Here is a 19,821-nt window from a genome sequence, read left to right as displayed (position 1 = left end):
GCAAATAAAAAAGGAGCACGATCGTGCTCCTTTGTGTTTCTGTATTGTTTTCTTAAAACTGGTAACTAACGTTAAAACTCAGGTTCAAACCTTTAGTATAGGTTAATAACGTGATGTCGCCGTTATCGTTTTCCTGAACACGTTCGATTTTTGGATTCAACAGGTTTTTTGCAGTGAAACCAAAACCTAAGTTTTTGTTGATTTTGGATTTCAGGATAAAGTCCAGTGTGCCTACGGCTTTGTCAACCTGGTCGCCTCTGTAGTTTGTTCCGATAGCATAAATCCTGTCTGAGAAATACGAATAAGCCAGAGTTGTGGAAACATTCGCATTTTTATTATCCCATTCTTTTAAGAATGAAATATCAGCATTTAACAACAATGGAGAAGCTCCTGTAAAAGCGCTTTTAGCGTTTGTGAACTGTACCTGGTATCTTGTTTCGTTCTCAACCTTTGATGTATTCAGGTCCTGGGTTGTATACATATAAGAAGCGTTTACGCCTGCTGTCAGCTTTTTAGTGTTGTTCTCACCGGATTCAAAAATTAACTTTCTGAATTCTGCTTCGGCACCGGCTACATAACCTCTGTCTCCTGTATTGATAAAAGAAATATCGTTAGTAGAAGAAGCGATCGTAACTTCGTTGATAGGATTAACAATATATTTACCAAAAGCAGTGAAAGATAGTAACTCGTCATTTTTAGGGAACATTTCCCATTTTAAGTCTAAGTTATAGTTATCTGAAGGATATAAATCCGGGTTACCGATTTTTACCTCTGTAACATCTTCATAGATAAATAAAGCTCTTTCTTTAAATTGAGGAAGTGTGTAGGTTTTGCTTAATCCCAAACGAAGATTCTGCTTTTCGTTCAATTCGTATTTCATGATTAAATTCGGTAAGAAAGTCACTTTGTCGAATTCATCTTTGTCACCGGTCGGGTCAAGCTGTGTTTTCCAGTTTACTTTTTGGAAAATATACTCGGCACGTAAACCTAAAACTGCTGTAAGCTTGTTGCTGAATTTGTACTCGGTATTTAAGAATCCTCCGTGAATAATCTGCTCTCCGGAATATTTTTGAGGATCCAGGGCATTGCTGATTTCTGAGTTTCCAATGAAGGTACTCACGTTAAAGTAACCATTGTTCAGATTTTGCTGGTTGTAAAACAAATCCAGGTTGTCAGGATCAACAAGAGTACCCAGATAAGGACCTTCCGTTTTGAAGTTGAACTGTGTAGCTTTAAAATCTCTGTTTTTAAAACGACCGTTATACCCTAATGTGAATTTTCCTTTAAAATCACCTTCTCCGTCTTTTTTGAATTTATAGTCAACAGCGGCATTGGCAACGGTTTCATACTCTTTCAATCTTTGGAAATAACGGTGGTTGTCCGGTTTTGATTTACTGATCAGTACATAACCTTCGTCAGTCTTTTTAAAAGAATTGTACATTCTGTCCGGTGTATCGCCTGTGATGTTGTTTTGGGCTACACCCCAGTTGAATTTTGAACGGCTGCTGATCGTGTGCTCTCCCAATAACTGATTTACAAAAAGGGTGTTTTTAACATATTGGGAACGACGGATCAAACCATTTCCGGTATCTTCCAAATCGGCAACATATCCGAAATACTCATCTTTAACCTGGCTGGAAGAGTTGATGAACAGGGAGTTGAAACTGATTTTGTGGTTGTTGTTTATTTTGTAGCCAACATTTACCAATCCGGTGGTGTTGGTGTTGTAACCCATTGAAGTATAGGTTTTGAAATTTTTGTTGATCAAACTTCCGTCACCGCTAACGCTTCCTTTTGCGCTACCGTTTCTTTTGGAGGTATATTCATTGCTGAAAGATCCGGTTGCGAAAACGCTTAATTTTCCTTCTGCTCCGATGTCGAATGATTTACCTCCGGAAATTCCGAATGATCCGGCTACCGGAGTTTTACCTTCCAGCTGCCATGACTGAAAATCGTAGGCAGCAATTGTTTTCGGATTCGCCTGGTTGCTGAAGCCAAAGCTGTTTGGTCCTTTCTGCAGGCTGAAATTGTCCTCTGCCAATGCGTTCGTGTTCACATTAGAACCGATGTCCAATTTTAAAAACCCTTTTCCTTTATAGTCTTTCGATACGATATCTACGTTACCTCCGGCAAAATCTCCGGAAACTTTTCCGTTGTATACTTTGTCAATAGATACATATTCTACAATGTCTGTAGGGAAAATGTCCAGTTTGATATTCTTTTTTTCCGGATCGTTTGAAGGAATCGGCAGGCCGTTCATGGTGGTGGAGTTGTAACGGTCGCCCAAACCTCTCACATAAATATTCCCGGAACCTTCCTGTTTGGTGATCCCTGTGGTTTTGGTTACGGCTGTTGCCACATCGCTAACCCCTTTTCGGGATAATTCCTGCGCTCCGATACTCTGTTTTATCTCAATTGCTTTTTTCTGTTCTACTAATAAAGCACTTTCTTTTTGACGGCTGGTTTCTATTTTAAGAACAACATCTTCCAGTTGTACTCCGTTTGCACCAATTGCTTTGTCAATTGTTTTTGTTTCTCCTGAAGCTATTTTAAAAGGCACTTCAGTAGTTTCGTAGCCTAAGAAGGCAATCATCAAAATGTGATTTCCTTCCGGAACACTCAGACTAAAATTACCTTTTTCGTCTGTACTTGCTCCAATTGTTGTACCTTTAATTGTTATACTGGCAAAAGGTAACGGTTCATTGTTCATTTCTTTGTCTGTAATGGTACCCTTGACAGTTCCCTTTTGTGCGAAGGCAAAGACCGTGAACAATAATGTTGTTAATAATAATTTAAATTTCATTGTGTGTTTATTAAATTTTGTGCAAAGGAACTTGGTGAGCGTTAACTTGAGGTTAGTGACTTGTTATGCTTTTGTTGGGTATTTATTACTAAAACGTTAACAGATTAAATAATCGTTAACACATGTAATCGTTTTGTATTATCTTTACCTTTACAACCCGAAAACACACATACAGTGTCCATTATGAAGAAAAAAGACATTAAGATTTTATTGGTTGATGATGAGCAAGATATCCTCGAAATTGTAGGGTATAATCTATCACAGGAAGGTTATCAAATCGTGACAGCCAGCAATGGAAGAGAAGCGATTGCAAAGGCAAAAAAAGAAATGCCGCAACTAATCATTATGGATGTAATGATGCCGGAAATGGATGGAATGGAAGCGTGTGAGAACATTCGTAAAATTCCCGAATTAGCCAATGTTATTATTACGTTCTTAACGGCAAGAAGTGAAGACTATTCGCAGGTTGCAGGTTTTGATGCCGGAGCAGATGATTATATCGCCAAGCCAATCAAACCAAAAGTGCTTGTGAGCAAGGTAAAAGCCTTATTGCGCCGCTTAAAAGAAGAAGAGCAGCAGGGTGATGTGCTTAGAGTAGGTGAAATAGAAATCAACCGCGAAGAGTACAAAATCGTAAAAGAAGGTGAAGAGATTATCCTTCCCCGTAAAGAATTCGAACTGTTTTACCTGTTGGCTTCAAAACCCGGAAAAGTATTCAAACGTGAAGAAATACTGGATAAAGTCTGGGGTAATGAAGTAGTTGTAGGTGGAAGAACTATTGATGTTCACATTCGAAAACTAAGAGAAAAAATCGGCGACGAATTGTTTAAAACCATCAAAGGAGTAGGTTACAAATTAGAAATATAAATGTCCATAAGCTTTAAAAAATCATACAGATTTGCGGTCAAATCTGCACTTTATATTACCATTTTTTCAACTTTATTAATTGCAGGATTGACCTATTGGTTTTTTGAACTGAATTACAAATTCTGTATTGTTTTTGCTTTAGGCGTATACTTCTTTTCCTTTTTCGTTCTGCAATACCGTGTGGAACGCTTTATTTACAGAAGAGTGAAAAAAATCTATGACGATGTTTCGCTTCTGGATTCTTCCACACTCAGAAGTCAGCCGGTTACTACAGATATGGCGACATTAATGAACGAAGTGCAAAAATTTGCCAAAGACAAAAAAATTGAAATAGAAACCTTAAAAATTCGTGAGGAATACAGAAGAGAATTTCTGGGCAATGTTTCTCACGAATTAAAAACACCGCTGTTTACGGTTCAGGGCTACCTGCTCACGTTGCTGGATGGCGCGATGAACGATAAAACCATTCGTAAAAAATACCTGCAGCGTGCCGAAAAAGGAGTGGAACGCCTTATCTATATCGTAAAAGATCTGGATATGATTACCAAACTGGAAGCCGGGGATCTGAACCTTGAATTTACCGAATTCAATATTGTAGATGTTGTTCAGAATGTTTTTGACCTGCTTGAAATGCGTGCCGACCAGAAAAACATCATGCTGATGTTTGACCGCAAATACCCGAAAGCGATTAAGGTTTTTGCCGACAAGGAAAGAATTCAGCAGGTAGTGACCAACCTGGTTGAAAACTCCATTAAGTACGGAAAAGAAAACGGAACAACAGAGGTTAGCATTGAAGACCTGGTAAACAATAAAGTGATCATCCGTGTTACCGATAACGGTGAAGGAATTCAGAAACAATATATTTCGCGTTTGTTCGAACGATTCTTCCGTGTCGATAAAAGCGGAGCCCGTTCGGAAGGCGGTTCCGGTCTGGGTCTGGCTATCGTGAAGCATTTAATTGAAGCCCATGACGAGCGCATTTATGTGGAAAGCAAACTCGGCGTTGGCTCAGAGTTTTCCTTTACGCTCGAAAAGACTAAATAATTGCCTCCAGGTTATTTCCTGGGTAACATTCTTTAACCCTTTATACAGGGCCACCTGAAGCAGGTCGTCTGCTTTAAAATCCTCCTGTCTGGAATACGGGATCAGTCCTTTTTTCTTTAATTTCTTAGCCAGATACTCCTGTTCATATTGTCCGGGTGTGGGAATAAAAAAAGCTTTTTTGCCCAATTGTGCCAAATCCATGATAGTCGTATAGCCGGAGCGGCTCAATACGATTTTACTTTGGTTAAAAGCCATTTCAAGCTCTTCCGTATTCATAAAATTATAACAGGTGAAATTCAGTCGGCGGGTAATGGTCTGCTCTTCTTCGATCACGCCTCTGATAAAAATGATCTTGCCTTCAAAATATTTCAGCTCCAGTTTCAGCTTCTCTTCCAGCAGGGTGCGTTGCGGCTCCGGTCCGGAAAGGATAACCATAAGGTCATATATCGGCTCGACTGCTTTTTTGTGCAGACGGCTCAACGGGCCAATGTATTTCACGTTTAGTGAAGAGCTGTCCAGATGTCCTAATTTACCGGAAAGATTAGGTGTTCCGGCAATATCGGGAACCCAGCATTCATTAAACTTTTTAATAAACTGATGGTGTATTTTGGTTGTTATCCAGGAAGTATTTCCGGTCAGTACATTCAGCTGATGCGTTATAAACACCGTTGGGACCTTATTGGAATACAATCCCAGGCGATTGTCCGATATAATACCGTCAATCTCATGCTCATCGATCCAGCGTTCTATAGTGCTGTGCTCCGTGCGCATGGCTTTAACCATATTCGGGATCTGCGAAATAAGCTTCCATTTAAAATTGGCGCCGTTTTGGGCATACTGGATTTTATAGGAAGGCAATTCCAGTGTCTGCAAATGCGGAAACTCTTTTTCCAATAGTGATAAAGCAACACCATCGGAAGCGACTACCGGCTGATAACCGTTATTTTCCAAAGCCTCGATAATAGGAATGCATCGTGTGGCATGGCCTAATCCCCAGTTTAACGGGGCAACTAAAATTCTTTTTTTATGTACTTTATGCATTTTACAAATTTTCCAAAAGTTTTTCTCTTAATCCCGATAGCATTGGAAACCCTTTTTGAAAAAACAACCCAAATCAAACGCTGAAAGAACAAGTTTTTTCCAAAGATTAGCATGCATAACGGAAACTTAACGATTAAAATTGTCTGAAGTTTCGTTCAAAATAAGTATCTTTAATAACTTGTTTGATAAGTGCAAAGTAAAACTATTTTTGTTCTTGGATATTTCCGTAATTTTACCAAAATTTTAAGTTTAGTCGTGGGAAGTAAAAATAAATTAAAAAGATTTAAGGAAAACGAGACTTTCGGTAATGTTTTTCAGCCAACAAGAGAAGAGGTAGTAACGGATTCTTTTCCGTTAAAAGGAAAGTGGAATAAAGAATTTTTCAAAAACGACAACCCGCTGGTTTTAGAACTGGGTTGCGGAAAAGGAGAATATTCTGTAGGTTTGGCAGAACGTTACCCGGATAAAAATTTTATCGGTATCGATATCAAAGGGGCACGATTTTGGAGAGGAGCTAAAACAGCTGTAGCAAACGAATTGCACAATGTGGCCTTTTTGCGTACGCAGATTGAGCTAATCGAACATGTTTTTGATAAAAATGAAGTAGATGAGATCTGGATCACGTTTCCGGATCCGCAGATCAAATACAAACGTACCAAGCACCGCATGACCAATACGGAGTTTTTACAGCGTTATAAAAAAATACTGAAAAAAGACGGATTGATGAACCTGAAAACGGATAGCGAATTTATGCACGGCTATACGTTAGGATTGCTTCACGGAGAAGGACATGAGGTTATTTATGCGAACCACAATGTATACAAAAATGAAGGCGCTCCGGAAGTGGTAACAGCGATCCAGACCTTTTATGAAAAACAGTATTTAGAACAAAATAAAGCCATTACCTACATACAATTTAAAATTAAGTAGATGAACTATTTTATGCCGCTTATTCTGGGTTTTACAGCAGCATCCATCGGAATCACTCCGCCTGGATTGCTCAACATGACTGCTGCAAAAGTTAGCGTAAGAGATGGCAGAAATAAAGCCGTTATGTTTGCTTTAGGGGCGACACTCACTGTCCTTTTTCAAACCTATATGGCGGTTCTGTTTGCAAAATTTATAGACAGAAATCCCGATGTCATTAACCTTTTACAGGAAATCGGACTTGGGATTTTTGTTTTGCTGACGATTTACTTTTTTACAGCAGCCAACAAACCGAAAAAACAAAAGGAAGAATTAAAAATGAGGAGCAAGACCAGCCGGTTCTTTTTAGGAATGCTGCTGTCTGCCCTGAATTTATTCCCGATTCCGTATTATGTATTCGTGAGTGTATGGCTTTCCCGAAACGGGTACTTCTTTTTTAACCAGTCCTATATTTCATTATTTGTATTTGGAGCGGTTTTAGGTTCTTTCCTGGTATTCTATATGTACATACTGTTCTTTAAAAAGAAAGAGGAAAAAAAACCGTCTTTCCTGATGAACAATATCAACTACATTATCGGGTCCATCACCGGGCTGGTATCCGTTATCACTCTGGTTAAATTAATCAACAATTACCTGGGCTAATGATAGCCGTTAACGACAATTTTTTTGAAAAAGTCTATGCCGTTGTCCGGCAGATTCCCTATGGAAGAGTAACCTCCTACGGTGCTATTGCAAAAGCATTGGGTGCGGCACGTTCTGCCAGAATGGTAGGCTGGGCAATGAATGCCGCGCACGGAAAAGATGATGTACCGGCACATCGTGTGGTCAACAGAAACGGACTGCTTTCCGGGAAACACCACTTTGAAGGTACCAACCTGATGCAGCAATTGCTGGAAAGCGAAGGCATAAAAGTGAAAAACAATCAGGTAGTTGATTTTAAAAAAGTACTCTGGGAACCGGAGGTTACGTTTTAGGACGGCTCTTTCGGACTGTTCTCAATCAGGCAGATTATAAAAGTTGTTTTCTGCTCGTCACTCTGGTAACTCAGATAGCCTCCGTGTGCTTCAATAATATTTTTGGAAAGCGTTAAGCCAATACCGGCACCGTCTTTACGGGTGGTAAAAAACGGCAGGAAAATTTTATCCTTAATAGCCGCATCAATCCCAAAACCGTTATCGGAAATAGTCAGATAAAAACGATTGTTGCTAAACGATGCCGCCACTTCAATAAATCGATCTTCAGCATCGCTGTTTTCCAGCGAAAAAATACTATTCGTAAACAAATTGATAATAACCTGTTCCATTTGCTGTTTGTCAAGGTGCAGCTGTCGGTTAAAATCAACCGTATTGTGAAGGGTAATGCCGTTTTTCTTAAAAAGCGGGGCCATGACGGCAATGCATTCGTCAAGCAGTATTTTAAGTTCCGTTTTTGTTTTTTGAGGGGAAGGAAGCATTGCCAGTTTCCGGTAATTGTCAACAAAAAACTGTAACTGGTCACTTCTGTTCACAATGGTTGAAAGACTCAGGCGGATGTCCTCGAAATCTTCATTGGAAAGTGTGTCCTGGTTAACAATGTCCTGGAGGTTTTGCGATAAGGAACGGATGGGCGTCAGGGAATTCATCAGCTCATGCGAGATAACCTTCATCAGGTTGATCCAGGCTTCTTTTTCTTTTTTCTCAATAACCCGCTGAATGGAATCCAGCAGTATGATATAGTATTCTTTATTGTTTGCTTTACTCAACGAAGACTGAAGTATAAACGTTTGCGGGTCGCTGTTTTCGTTAACCCGTATTTGTACAGGAGCTTTAAGTTCCTCAAAATTATTGTCTTCAATGACCTTGCAAAAAGCTGGCAGCTGGTTTTTTAAATACAACCATTTGGACACCTTGGGCACCGTAAAATAATCGGAAAAATAGTCATTCATTAAAAAGATATTCCATTCGTCGCTTTCTTTTTCAAGAATAAGAACGCCGCTGTCAATATTGTTCAGGATGGACTGGTAAATGATCTCTCTGGAAGTCTGTTCCTGTGCTCTTGTTTTTAAAACGTCATACAGTTCGTATAGCTTTTTATAATTCCCGAACTGGTATTCTTTCGAATAACTGGACGAAAAATCATTCTGTAAAATAGCCGAAATGGTTTTGTCGTAAAAGGAAAATACATTCTTGAAAAAAAAGTAAAGCTCGAGCAAAAGCAGTACCAGCAGGCAGATACAGCAAAACAGGCTGTATGTGAGCCCTTTCTGAAATAAAAACAGGCCAAGCCCGGTTGTTAGTAAAATAACAAACAGCCGCAAAAACAAAGCATTATGAACTCTCCAGGATTTGGTCATCGAAACGGGATTTATTCTTTTACGTCAATTTTAAACTTCTCTATTCTCCGGTATAAAGCCGCACGGGAAAGCCCTAACTCTTCCGCAGTTTTGCTAATGTTGTTGTGATGTTTGGCCAGTATTTTTTCTATGGTAGCCTTTTCAATATCGGATAGCTGGATCTCCTCGGCAGCTGTTTCCACCGGTACAATAACGGTCAGATCCAGGTCGGTTGTGGTTATGGTACTGTTTTCACATAGAATAACAGCGCGCTCAATCCGGTTTTCCATTTCGCGGATATTACCGTTCCAGGCGTGTTTTTCGATGTTTTGAAGTGCTTTTTCAGCAAACGTAATACACTCGCGGTTGTACTTTGCCATCATTTGCGTCAGTAAAAAATCAGCCATCGGAATAATATCTTCTTTCCGGTTTCGCAAAGGCGGTAACAGGATTTCCATGGTATTGATCCGGTAAAACAAATCTTCCCGGAAATTTTTAAAAGCAACTTCCTGTTTTAAATCCAGATTGGTAGCGGTAATGATACGCACATCCAGCGGTCTTGGTTTTGCTTCGCCAAGCCGGGTAACCGTTTTATTCTGAATGATATGCAGTAATTTGGATTGCAGGTGCAGGGGAATGTTTCCGATTTCGTCTAAAAAAATAGTGCCGTTCTGAGCTGCTTCAAAGCGCCCCGGGGTATCGGTCTTGGCATCGGTAAAAGCCCCTTTGGCATAGCCGAAAAGCTCACTTTCAAAAATATTCTCATTTAAGGAACCCAGATCAACATGAATAAAAGGCTTGTCTTTACGATTGGAATTTTGATGAATATATTCGGCAAAAACATATTTTCCGGTACCGTTTTCACCCAGTACCAGCACGTTGGCATCCGTTCGGGCTACTTTTTCGGCAATGGCATACGCCTGTTTTATAGCGGCGGAACTACCGGTAAAAATAACTTTGTTTTTAGGGAGTGCTTCCGATTTTTTAGTTTCTTTCCGGCTCTTTAAAACGGCATTTTGCAATAACGAGATCAGCTGCTCGTTGTCCCAGGGTTTCATGATGTAGTCAAAAGCACCGCTTTTTAAGCCTTCCACCGCCGTTTCCACCTTGCCAAAAGCCGTCATTAAGATCACGATCGTATTGGGAGAAAGGGTTTTGATCTCTTTCAGCCAGTGAATACCTTCTCGGCCATCTTCAAAACCAATACGGTAATTCATGTCCAGCAAAACAACATCAATGGGGTTATCGGCAAGCAACTGCACAATTTTTTTAGGAGAACTTACCGTGAGGATGGTTTCAAAATGTTTTTTTAACAGCAGTTTTGCCGACAAAAGAATGTCTTCCTGGTCATCGATGATTAAAATTTGGGCTTGCATTTTTTTCATGGCTGTTCGATTTCGTACAAAAAGTGTCCGATAATGAACACTGCTTTATTTTGATTGATTGGGAAAGGCTTGATTTTTAGCAAGTTTTTGATTTATAAATCTATGGCACAAAATTGACTATGGATAATACAACAAAAACAAATAAAAATGGACACCGTTATTACCCGTAAAAATAGAAAAAATAGCTATCGTATCGGATTTATTTTGCTCTTTTTAGCGGCGGGTTATTTTGCTTATGCAATGATTACCAATGAAAGAAGTCTGAATATCAGCCAAAGTGAAATCATTGTAAAAACTGTAGAAAAAGAATACTTTGAAGATTTTATCGCCTTCCAGGCAAAAGTGGAGCCGTTGCATTCCATGCTGATAAATGTTGTTGAAGGGGGTTCCGTTCAGGAGATCTTTGTAGGAAACGGTGATAATGTTGAAAAAGGACAGGCTTTGGCAAAATTGTACAACCCGAATACGGAACTCAGTTACCTGACGCAGGAAACTTCCATTATTGAACAGATTAATAATTTAAACAAGGCACGTCTGGATATCCGGAATCAGGAACTGAACCTGGCAAAAGACCTTATTGCAATTGAGCACGATTACAATGCTGCCAAACAACTATATGATCTGAATGAAAGACTGTTTCGAAAAGAGATCATTGCTAAAAACGACTGGGAAACCACTAAGGAGAGTTTTCGTTTTCAGCAGGAAAGAAAAAACATTATCCAGCAGAGTATCCAAAAAGAAAAACAAACCAACCGCGTACAGATCGGCCAGATCAACCGGTCGATTGCAACAATGGAAAAAAGCCTCGAGATTTTAAGAAGCAACAAGAAAAACTTCCTGGTTACCGCCCCTTTATCCGGCAGACTGTCCTCTTTTGAACCTATATTAGGGAAAACCTATCAGGCAGGAGAAAGTATCGGTAAGATTGACGTGATGAAAGGATACAAGCTAATGGCAAAAATAGACGAGTTTTATCTGGAAAGAGTCGCTACGGGACAAAAAGGAACGATAGAATATAAGGACAAACAGGTGAACGTTATCATCTCAAAAGTGATTCCGGAAGTAAAAGAAGGCAAATTCCAGATTGAGATGAACTTTGAAAGTGAAAAAGATCTGGATTTACAGCAGGGATTAAGCTTTGGCGTAAAGCTGATCCTTTCCGAAAGAACTAAGAAAATTGTATTGCCCAAAGGCAATTTCAGTCAGGAAACTTCCGGGAAATGGGTTTTCGTGGTTCAGGGAAATAAAGCCGTAAGAAGATCGATAACACTGGGAAGGGAAAACCCGTTGTACTTTGAAGTGCTGGACGGCTTAAAAGCAGGGGAAAAAGTGATTACCTCTTCCTATAAAGATTATCAGGAGGTAACCGTATTAAATCTGGAAAAATAGCATCATTAAAAGAGAAACCGCCAGCAAAAGCAGCTTGTATAAAAGATAAAGCCGTAACTTTTGCAGTCGTGACGACTAAAAAACATATACATTTAGCAGCCGCTTTAAAGCAGGTAAAAGCAATCTGACAAGGGATGCCCAATGTGGAAAAAATAAAACAAACGGTGCTGTTTTACGAACAGGCCAAAAAAAAAATAATTAAGAAATCAATCATCAATCAATAAACGAACAGTTATGATAAAAATCGAAAATCTTTCAAAAGTTTTTAGAACGGAAGAAGTCGAAACAGCCGCCTTAAACGGAATATCCTTACAGGTTAATGAAGGCGATTTTGTGACCATTATGGGACCTTCCGGCTGTGGGAAATCGACATTGCTAAACATTGTAGGACTTTTGGACAGCGCTTCCGGCGGCAGTTACCTGATGCTGAATCAGGAAATCAACGGCTTAAAAGAAGTGGAGAAAGCCAAAGTGAGAAAACAAAACATCGGGTTTATTTTTCAGAATTTTAACCTGATCGATGAGCTTTCGGTGTATGATAACATAGCGCTGCCGCTGATTTATAACAATGTGAATGTTGCCGAAAGAAAGAAAAAAGTCGAAGCAATAGCGCAAAGACTGTCCATTTCACACCGTTTAAAACATTATCCGCAGCAGCTTTCCGGCGGACAGCAGCAGCGTGTAGCCGTAGCCAGAGCTTTAATTAACGACCCTAAAATTATCCTTGCCGATGAACCTACCGGAAACCTGGATAGTAAAAACGGAAATGAAGTAATGGAGCTACTGACAGATTTGCACGCAAAAGGAGCCACGATACTAATGGTGACCCACTCGGATTATGACGCTTCTTTCTCGCAGAAAACAATTTATATGAAAGACGGCACCATTCTTACCGAAAAAAACAATTCCAGAAATGTAGACGTCTTTGTTGACGCAAAAGAAAACTAACCTTAAACAGACACAACCATGATACGATTTATTATTACAGCAACGATAGGACTTGTAGGATTACTTTGTAATGCCCAGGTTTCCGAAAACAGAGCGATTGCCGGTTTTACCAAAATTGAAGTTTCCAAAGGTGTTCAGGTGTTTTTTACACAAGGGAATACCACGACGGTAAAAGTGGAATCCGATAATGAAGATAAATTAAAGCAGATAGTTACGGCCGTAAAAGGTGAAACGCTGAAAATCAGTGTACAGTCCAAAAAAGGCACAAACAATTTTCAGGTATTAAAAGTGTCGGTAACAGCACCCAATGTAGCGTCTTTTAAAATTGATTCCGGTGCCGGATTTTCGTCAGAAAACACCATTACGGTTAAAAAAGCGGTTGTTGATCTGGCTTCCGGGGCGGTATTTTCCGGAAACATAAAAGCTACAGAAGCGGTATTGAAACTCAATTCTGCAGCAACTTTTAAAGGAAATATTGAAACCAAAGATCTCGGTGCAAATCTTTCCGGTGCCTCCACCCTGAAAGTGACCGGCAAAGCCGAAAATATGAAACTTGAAACCGCCAGCAGTTCGTTTTGTAAAGCAAAAGACCTTGTGGTACAAAATGCTGTGGTAAAGGCAGAAAGTGCCGCAGTGGTTACGGTAAATGTAAAGAACTCACTGGATGTATCGGCTAATTCAACGGCTGTTGTTAAATATTACGGAACACCTAAAAATATAAGCCAGCAAAAAGCAACTTTGGGTAAAATTTCAGCCGAATAGGAAGGTTCAGAAAAGATAAAATGAGAACACTGAAAAGAACAATGGCTGTAGTACTGTTGAACACCCTGAATGCTTTTGCCCGGGAATGCAATTGTGAACAGGAATTTTGGTTTGTGAAACAGCACATGGCTGAGCAATAAGGTGTTTTTATAAAAATATAAAACTATGATTTTAAACTGGTTAAAAATATTTGTTTATCATTTTAAACAAAACAAACTGTTCTCAATACTGAATGTATTGGGGCTGAGTATCGGGATTTCGGGATTGATCTTTGCGATCCTGTACTGGAATGAGGAACATTCGTACAATGCCTGGAATCCGGAAAAAGAAAAGATATTTGAAGTGTTTAACGATATGGGCGATGCCGGTATCTGGGCCTCCAATCCGGCTCCGCTCGGACCGATAGTAATCAAGACGTCTAAGGATATTGATAGCTATTGCTATTACAATCCGTGGTATTATGAGGAAATTGTAAGCTACAAAGGCAAAAAAGAATTAATCAATAAAATTATTGATGCCCAGAGCAACTTCTTTTCTTTTTTTCCTTTTGAATTTGTCAAAGGAAGCCCGAAAACGGCTATACAGGATGGCAATAGTATGGCGATTTCAGAAAGCACGGCCAAGCTGCTCTTTAAAGAGGAAGAGCCGTTAGGAAAACAGGTAGAATACTCCGGAAGAATTTTTATGATCCGGGGCGTATACCGCATTCCCGGGAAATCGTCACTGGCACCGGAAGTTGTTACCAATCTGATCGCATCAAGCCTGCAGGAAAATAGCGACCAGTGGGGGAACTATAATTACGGACTGTTGCTGAAACTGAAGAATCCGGCAAAAACAGCTGCGGTAATCAAAACAATAGACAGGATCTATTATGAGAACACCACATTAAAAATGGCTAAAGAGCAGGGATTGAGCGGTCCGGAATTTGTAAAAAGATATGGTGCTACCAAATCCGGGCTCAGTTCGTTAGAAACGGCAAGGCTTAATGAGAATGTCAGTATTCTCCCGGAGAAAAAAGGAAACTACCAGTTTTTGGTAATCATGATCGGCTTATCGGTACTTATTTTAGTATTGTCCATCGTTAATTATGTAAACCTGACAACGGCAAATGCCATCAAAAGAGCCAAAGAAGTAGGCGTCAGAAGAATTATCGGAGCTACTAAAAAACAAATTATACAGCAATTTGTTTTCGAAACCATTTTAGTGGTCTGCTGTGCCGTGGTGTTGTCGCTTATGTTAGTGGAACTATCGCTGCCGTATTACAACTCCTTTTTAGAAAAATCGCTTGAGCTGGAAGGAAGCCAGTTTTATTTACAGTTACTGGGCATTGTGCTGGTTGTTATTCTGGTGGCCGGAATTTTTCCGGCAGTTTATGTATCCAATTTCGAAACCCTGAAAGTACTGAAAGGAAATTTCGGACGCAGTAAGAACGGAGTATGGCTGCGAAACGGAATGCTGATCCTTCAGTTTACGATAGCCACTTTTTTTATAATAGGGTCCTATATTGTTTACCAGCAGGTGAACTTCATGATGAACAAAGAACTGGGCTTTCAGGGAAATCAGGTTATTGATATTTCTTTTAGAAGAACCGGCAACGAAGGGAATTTTGAACGCTATGCCACCATCAAAAAAGAGCTGATGAAAATTAAAGGCGTGCAGGACGTTTCGGCAGGAACTTTCAATTTCAGCGGCAGCGGAGCAACCTCAACATCCGGATTTAACTATAAAGATGTGGCGGTCCAGGGACAAAATATGGCAATCGATTTTGGAATGCTGAAAATGCTTGATATCAAAATGCTGGAAGGCAGAAACCTGTCGCCGGGTATTGCATCAGATACGATTGATTCGGTGATCCTTAATAAAACAGCACTGGACCGGCTAAACGAGAAAGAACCGTTAGGAAAAGAAATTTCATGGAATGGCAACAAACTTAAAATAGTAGGAATTGCCGATGATTTCCACCTTTTCGGACTGCACGAAAAAATCCCGCCTATGGTCTTCTTCCATATTAAAACCATTCCATGGATGGGTAAGACCATGAGCCGGGTGTATGTTAAAATGTCACCGGAGGACATGGAAAAAACCATAGCAGCACTGGAAAAATTCTGGACCAAAAAAGTAGATACGGATTACCCGTTTAAATATGATTTTGTAAACAAGGAATTTGCCAGAACCTATGCCGCCTATGTCAAACAACGAAACCTGTTTGCCTTGCTAAACGGAGTGGTGATATTGATCGCGTTATTCGGATTATTTGCACTGGCATCCTATTCGATTGAAAGAAGGATGAAAGAAATTGCCATTCGCAAAACATTGGGTGCCGAAACCAAAACATTGCTGAAAGAACTGTCTTTGCAATACCTTATTTTCGGAATAATCGGATTTGTTGCAGCAACTTTCCCGGTTTATTATCTGCTCAATAAATGGCTGGAAAACTTTGCGTTCCGAATAACGATCGCGGTGAGTCCTTTCATTATCGGATTCCTGGTGCTGATGTTTTTAACACTGCTGATCGTCCTTTCGAAAGCCTATCAGGCAACGCGGGTGGATGTATTGCGATACCTGAAGTACGAATAGTATTGGCTATTATTATAACTACCTTTTGCTGTGACTGGATTTTTTCAGTCACAGCATTTTTTTTAAAGAAAGGGCAGTTTTGATGATAAAATGTGAACTTTTAAGTAGATTTTAATTGCCTGAAAATCTTTTCAACAGGAAAGGAGCATGGGGAAACAGCTGGTAACTATTGTAATTACGGTGGTTTTGGAGGGATAATGACCGGGGAGAAACAACTCTATCGCACTATAAACAAATACAATTCTTTATCTTTATTTTAAGAACTTTTCATCTTATCTTTGCAAGATAGAGTCAGTCTTAATAAACGACTTAAAGAAAATAATATAATGAAATTAGATAGAAAAGAAATTCTTAAAGCATTGGAGTCCATTTCCATAGCTGGAGAAGGTAAAAATATGGTTGAAAGTGGTGCTGTTCAAAATGTAATCACTTTTGGAGATGAGGTTGTAGTCGATTTATTGTTGCACACGCCGGCACTGCATATCAAAAAACGTGCTGAGGTGGATATCATGAAAGTAATTCATGAGCAGGTTTACGATAAAGCCAAAGTAAAAGTAAATATAAAAGTTGAAGCCCCTGAAAAACCGGAAATTAAAGGCAAATCAATTCCGGGAATCAGTAATATTATTGCGGTTTCTTCCGGAAAAGGAGGAGTAGGAAAATCTACTGTAACGGCTAACTTAGCGGTAACACTGGCTAATATGGGCTTTAAAGTTGGTGTCCTGGATGCCGATGTATACGGACCGTCGATGCCTATCATGTTTGACGTTGAAAAGGCCAGACCTATTTCTGTTGAAGTGGACGGCAAATCAAAAATGAAACCGATTCAGAGTTATGGCGTGGAAATACTATCCATCGGATTTTTTACAAATCCGGATCAGGCAGTAATCTGGAGAGGACCAATGGCTTCAAAAGCATTAAACCAGATGATTTTTGATGCCGATTGGGGAGAATTAGACTTTATGTTACTGGATTTACCACCGGGAACCGGAGATATCCATTTGTCCCTGATGCAGTCATTGCCTATTACCGGAGCGGTAGTGGTAAGTACGCCACAGGCAGTCGCTTTGGCCGATGCTAAAAAAGGTGTGGCAATGTTCCAGGCAGAAAGCATCAATGTTCCGGTTTTAGGAATTATTGAAAACATGGCCTACTTTACACCGGAAGAATTACCAGATAATAAATACTACATCTTCGGAAAAGAAGGTGCGCGAAACCTGGCAGAAGATTTACAGGTGCCGTTTTTAGGAGAAATTCCAATTGTTCAGAGTATCAGGGAAGCAGGCGATTACGGTCGTCCGGCGGCTTTACAGACCGCTTCTCCGGTAGAAAAAGCATTTGAAGACTTAGCGCGTTCCGTAGTACAGGAAGTAGTAGACAGAAATGAAAGTCTGCCTCCTACAGAAGCAATAAAAATTACCACGATGGCTGGATGTTCAGCTGTAAAAAAGAAATAAAATGACAACAGAAGAAATCAAATTAAACGTTGAGAAAGCACTGGAAGAGATTCGTCCCTTCCTGAATTCAGACGGAGGTGACATCACACTCATTGACATCGAAGATGATAAGCATGTGAAAGTCCGCCTTGAAGGCGCTTGTACAGCTTGTAGCGTGAATCAGATGACCTTGCGTGCCGGAGTTGAAACAACTATAAAAAAATATGCTCCACAGATCGAGACTGTGGTTAATGTAGCATAAGTTCAGGATATTTAAGTCTCAATTTTCGATAACAATATTGAAAATTGGGACTCTTTTTGCTTTCAGGATCCTATCCTGTATAGTTTTTTAATGCTTTCCATTGTTAGATTTCTTGATATTTGTCATAGAATGTGAAAATAATTCTAAGGACTTTTGTGTCCTTAAAAATCCATTAAATAATGATTGAAACAGATATACTAATTATTGGCGCAGGTCCCACAGGACTTTTCGCTGTTTTTGAAGCAGGACTTTTAAAATTAAAATGCCATATCATTGACGGTCTTCCGCAGCCCGGAGGACAATTAACAGAATTGTATCCTAAAAAACCAATCTTTGATATCCCCGGATACCCATCCGTTTTAGCGGGAGATTTAGTGAACAACCTGATGGAACAGATCAAACAGTTCCAGCCTGGTTTTACGCTGAATGAAAAAGCAGAAACTATAGAAAAACTGGAAGATGGTACGTTTATCGTTACCACCGATAAAGGAACGCAGCATCATGCAAAAGCCGTTGCGATTGCCGGAGGTTTGGGTAGTTTTGAACCGAGAAAACCAATCCTGAAAGATTTGGAATTCTACGAACAGGAAGACAGAGGCGTAGAATATTTTGTAAAAGATCCGGAAAAATTCCGCAACAAGAAAGTGGTTATTTCTGGAGGAGGCGATTCGGCATTGGACTGGAGTATTTTCCTGGCCGATGTAGCTTCGGAAGTGACTTTGGTTCACAGAAGAAACGAGTTCAGAGGTGCGCTGGATTCTGTGGAAAAAGTACAGGAATTGAAAAAAGCGGGAAAAATCAAATTGGTTACACCGGGAGAAGTTGTCGGATTTAAAGGATCGGAACGAGTTGAATCGGTAGATATCGAAATTAACGGTGCCCGAATGAATGTGGTTACGGATTACTTTATTCCGCTGTTTGGATTAACACCTAAATTAGGCGCAATTGCAAACTGGGGACTGGAAATCGAGAAAAACGCGATTAAAGTGAACAATGCACTGGATTACCAGACAAATATTGAAGGCATCTATGCTATTGGCGATATCAATATTTATCCTGGAAAATTAAAGCTGATTTTATGCGGCTTCCACGAAGCTACGCTGATGTGTCAGAGTGTGTATAACAAGCTGAATCCGGGTAAAAAATATGTGTTAAAATATACAACGGTTAGCGGTGTGGACGGTTTCGACGGTACCCGTAAAGAAGCTGAAAAAGCAGTTGTAAAATCGATAGATTAGAAATAAACGGGCTGTAGCCTGTTTTGTAAATAGAAAAGAAATGTCGCAGGATATAACGATAACAATTACCGATAGAGAAGGCGCTACGCACGAGGTTCAGGCACCCACAGACATGAATATGAATATCATGGAACTGGTCAGAGCCTATGAGCTGGCACCGGAAGGCACTATCGGGATCTGCGGTGGAATGGCAATGTGTGCCTCTTGTCAGTGTTATATCTTAAACGATGTAGCGGTCCCGGAAATGGGCGATGACGAAGAAGCCATGCTGTCGGAAGCATTTAATGTGAAGCCAAACAGCCGACTGGGTTGCCAGATTCACATCACCGAAGATTTAGACGGATTAGCGGTGGAATTAGCACCGGAATATTAAAGCGAAGATTTTTCTTCGCTTTTTTTTGTAACATTTTATAAAGTACTCCGTATAATTACAGTATTTATAAAATTTCCCTTTAGGGATTAAATTAATGATTCAAACTTCCTATTCACCCGGTTTACATAAACTGCTCACACTTTCGGTACAGGACGACGGTATCCTTAAAGATGCCCGGGGTTTTGCCGATTTTACCGAAAAAATTCTGGAAACCTATAACCTGGAAAAAGTAGGCCTGGTAACACATTCTTTCGAAAATAATAGTTTTACAATTGCAGTATGTCTGAAAGAATCCCATATTTGCATTCATACCTGGCCGGAGTTCCATCAGCTGACAATCGATATTTACCTGTGTAATTATCTTCAGGACAATTCCGGAAAAGTTAAAGATATTGCTAACGATTATATCAGTTACTTTCGTGCGGATATTATTAAAGATTTTGAAATTAACAGATAAT

Annotated in this window: 18 protein-coding genes; 14 read left to right on the top strand and 4 right to left on the bottom strand. The window is 39.8% G+C overall.

From position 1 onward, the window contains the following. Positions 1-52: 52 nt before the first annotated feature. Positions 53-2,803 carry a TonB-dependent receptor gene (locus HW120_RS01870; protein WP_177730227.1) on the bottom strand — a complete coding sequence of 917 codons (2,751 nt, stop codon included), beginning with the start codon at positions 2,801-2,803 and terminating at the stop codon, positions 53-55. A 183-nt stretch (positions 2,804-2,986) separates the two neighbouring features. Between HW120_RS01870 and HW120_RS01865 the strand changes: the two genes are divergently transcribed. Both HW120_RS01865 and HW120_RS01860 read left to right on the top strand, forming a co-directional pair. Further along, positions 2,987-3,670, top strand: a complete 684-nt coding sequence (locus HW120_RS01865; protein ID WP_177730224.1) for a response regulator transcription factor — start codon at positions 2,987-2,989, stop codon at positions 3,668-3,670. Continuing rightward, on the top strand, positions 3,671-4,714 hold the full coding sequence (locus HW120_RS01860; RefSeq protein WP_177730222.1) for a sensor histidine kinase: 1,044 nt from the start codon (positions 3,671-3,673) through the stop codon (positions 4,712-4,714). It begins immediately after the preceding gene. Here the strand turns inward: HW120_RS01860 and HW120_RS01855 are convergent. Continuing rightward, positions 4,679-5,755, bottom strand: coding sequence for a glycosyltransferase (locus HW120_RS01855; RefSeq protein WP_177730220.1), 1,077 nt, complete (start codon positions 5,753-5,755; stop codon positions 4,679-4,681). The two genes, HW120_RS01860 and HW120_RS01855, sit on opposite strands and share 36 nt — an antisense overlap. Positions 5,756-6,010: 255 nt before the next feature. On the opposite strand from HW120_RS01855, the gene trmB reads away from it, so the two are divergent. The 3 genes from trmB to HW120_RS01840 are packed head-to-tail and all read left to right on the top strand — an operon-like array spanning position 6,011 to position 7,656. Then, complete coding sequence (gene trmB / locus HW120_RS01850) at positions 6,011-6,685, top strand: tRNA (guanosine(46)-N7)-methyltransferase TrmB (protein WP_177730218.1); 675 nt, start codon at positions 6,011-6,013, stop codon at positions 6,683-6,685. Continuing rightward, complete coding sequence (locus HW120_RS01845; protein WP_177730216.1) at positions 6,686-7,324, top strand: LysE family transporter; 639 nt, start codon at positions 6,686-6,688, stop codon at positions 7,322-7,324. It begins immediately after the preceding gene. Further along, positions 7,324-7,656 (top strand): MGMT family protein, encoded by a 333-nt coding sequence (locus HW120_RS01840; RefSeq protein ID WP_177730214.1) that lies wholly within the window; start codon positions 7,324-7,326, stop codon positions 7,654-7,656. The genes HW120_RS01845 and HW120_RS01840 overlap by 1 nt, the downstream gene beginning before the upstream one ends. Here the strand turns inward: HW120_RS01840 and HW120_RS01835 are convergent. Together HW120_RS01835 and HW120_RS01830 are read right to left on the bottom strand one after the other, a co-directional pair. Then, the gene (locus HW120_RS01835) at positions 7,653-9,014 is read right to left on the bottom strand and encodes a sensor histidine kinase (protein ID WP_177730212.1); all 1,362 of its coding nucleotides are present in this window, start codon (positions 9,012-9,014) and stop codon (positions 7,653-7,655) included. The two genes, HW120_RS01840 and HW120_RS01835, sit on opposite strands and share 4 nt — an antisense overlap. A gap of 11 nt (positions 9,015-9,025) precedes the next feature. Beyond that, positions 9,026-10,378 (bottom strand): sigma-54-dependent transcriptional regulator, encoded by a 1,353-nt coding sequence (locus HW120_RS01830; protein WP_177730210.1) that lies wholly within the window; start codon positions 10,376-10,378, stop codon positions 9,026-9,028. A gap of 147 nt (positions 10,379-10,525) precedes the next feature. On the opposite strand from HW120_RS01830, the gene HW120_RS01825 reads away from it, so the two are divergent. The 9 genes from HW120_RS01825 to HW120_RS01785 all read left to right on the top strand — a co-directional run bounded on the left by HW120_RS01825 (position 10,526) and on the right by HW120_RS01785 (position 19,820). After that, a complete protein-coding gene (locus tag HW120_RS01825; protein ID WP_177730208.1) occupies positions 10,526-11,767 on the top strand; it encodes an efflux RND transporter periplasmic adaptor subunit in 1,242 nt (413 codons plus the stop codon). Positions 11,768-12,001: 234 nt separating this feature from the next. Continuing rightward, positions 12,002-12,715: an ABC transporter ATP-binding protein gene (locus HW120_RS01820; protein WP_177730206.1), complete on the top strand. Its 714-nt coding sequence runs from the start codon at positions 12,002-12,004 to the stop codon at positions 12,713-12,715. A gap of 18 nt (positions 12,716-12,733) precedes the next feature. Further along, positions 12,734-13,477, top strand: coding sequence for a head GIN domain-containing protein (locus HW120_RS01815; protein ID WP_177730204.1), 744 nt, complete (start codon positions 12,734-12,736; stop codon positions 13,475-13,477). A gap of 165 nt (positions 13,478-13,642) precedes the next feature. Further along, on the top strand, positions 13,643-16,054 hold the full coding sequence (locus HW120_RS01810) for an ABC transporter permease (RefSeq protein WP_177730202.1): 2,412 nt from the start codon (positions 13,643-13,645) through the stop codon (positions 16,052-16,054). Between the two features lie 326 nt (positions 16,055-16,380). Beyond that, positions 16,381-17,511: an Mrp/NBP35 family ATP-binding protein gene (locus HW120_RS01805; RefSeq protein ID WP_177730200.1), complete on the top strand. Its 1,131-nt coding sequence runs from the start codon at positions 16,381-16,383 to the stop codon at positions 17,509-17,511. A 1-nt stretch (position 17,512) separates the two neighbouring features. After that, on the top strand, positions 17,513-17,752 hold the full coding sequence (locus tag HW120_RS01800; protein WP_177730198.1) for a NifU family protein: 240 nt from the start codon (positions 17,513-17,515) through the stop codon (positions 17,750-17,752). A gap of 179 nt (positions 17,753-17,931) precedes the next feature. Next, complete coding sequence (locus HW120_RS01795; RefSeq protein WP_177730196.1) at positions 17,932-18,990, top strand: NAD(P)/FAD-dependent oxidoreductase; 1,059 nt, start codon at positions 17,932-17,934, stop codon at positions 18,988-18,990. Positions 18,991-19,030: 40 nt separating this feature from the next. Then, a complete protein-coding gene (locus tag HW120_RS01790) occupies positions 19,031-19,363 on the top strand; it encodes a 2Fe-2S iron-sulfur cluster-binding family protein (protein WP_177730194.1) in 333 nt (110 codons plus the stop codon). Between the two features lie 94 nt (positions 19,364-19,457). Then, positions 19,458-19,820 carry an S-adenosylmethionine decarboxylase family protein gene (locus tag HW120_RS01785; protein ID WP_177730192.1) on the top strand — a complete coding sequence of 121 codons (363 nt, stop codon included), beginning with the start codon at positions 19,458-19,460 and terminating at the stop codon, positions 19,818-19,820. The last annotated feature ends 1 nt before the right edge of the window (position 19,821 follow it).

This window comes from Flavobacterium inviolabile (assembly GCF_013389455.1).
GTDB classification, from domain to species: domain Bacteria; phylum Bacteroidota; class Bacteroidia; order Flavobacteriales; family Flavobacteriaceae; genus Flavobacterium; species Flavobacterium inviolabile.
Note: the sequence above shows the minus strand (reverse complement) of the source record. Positions and strands in the feature narration are given on the sequence as shown.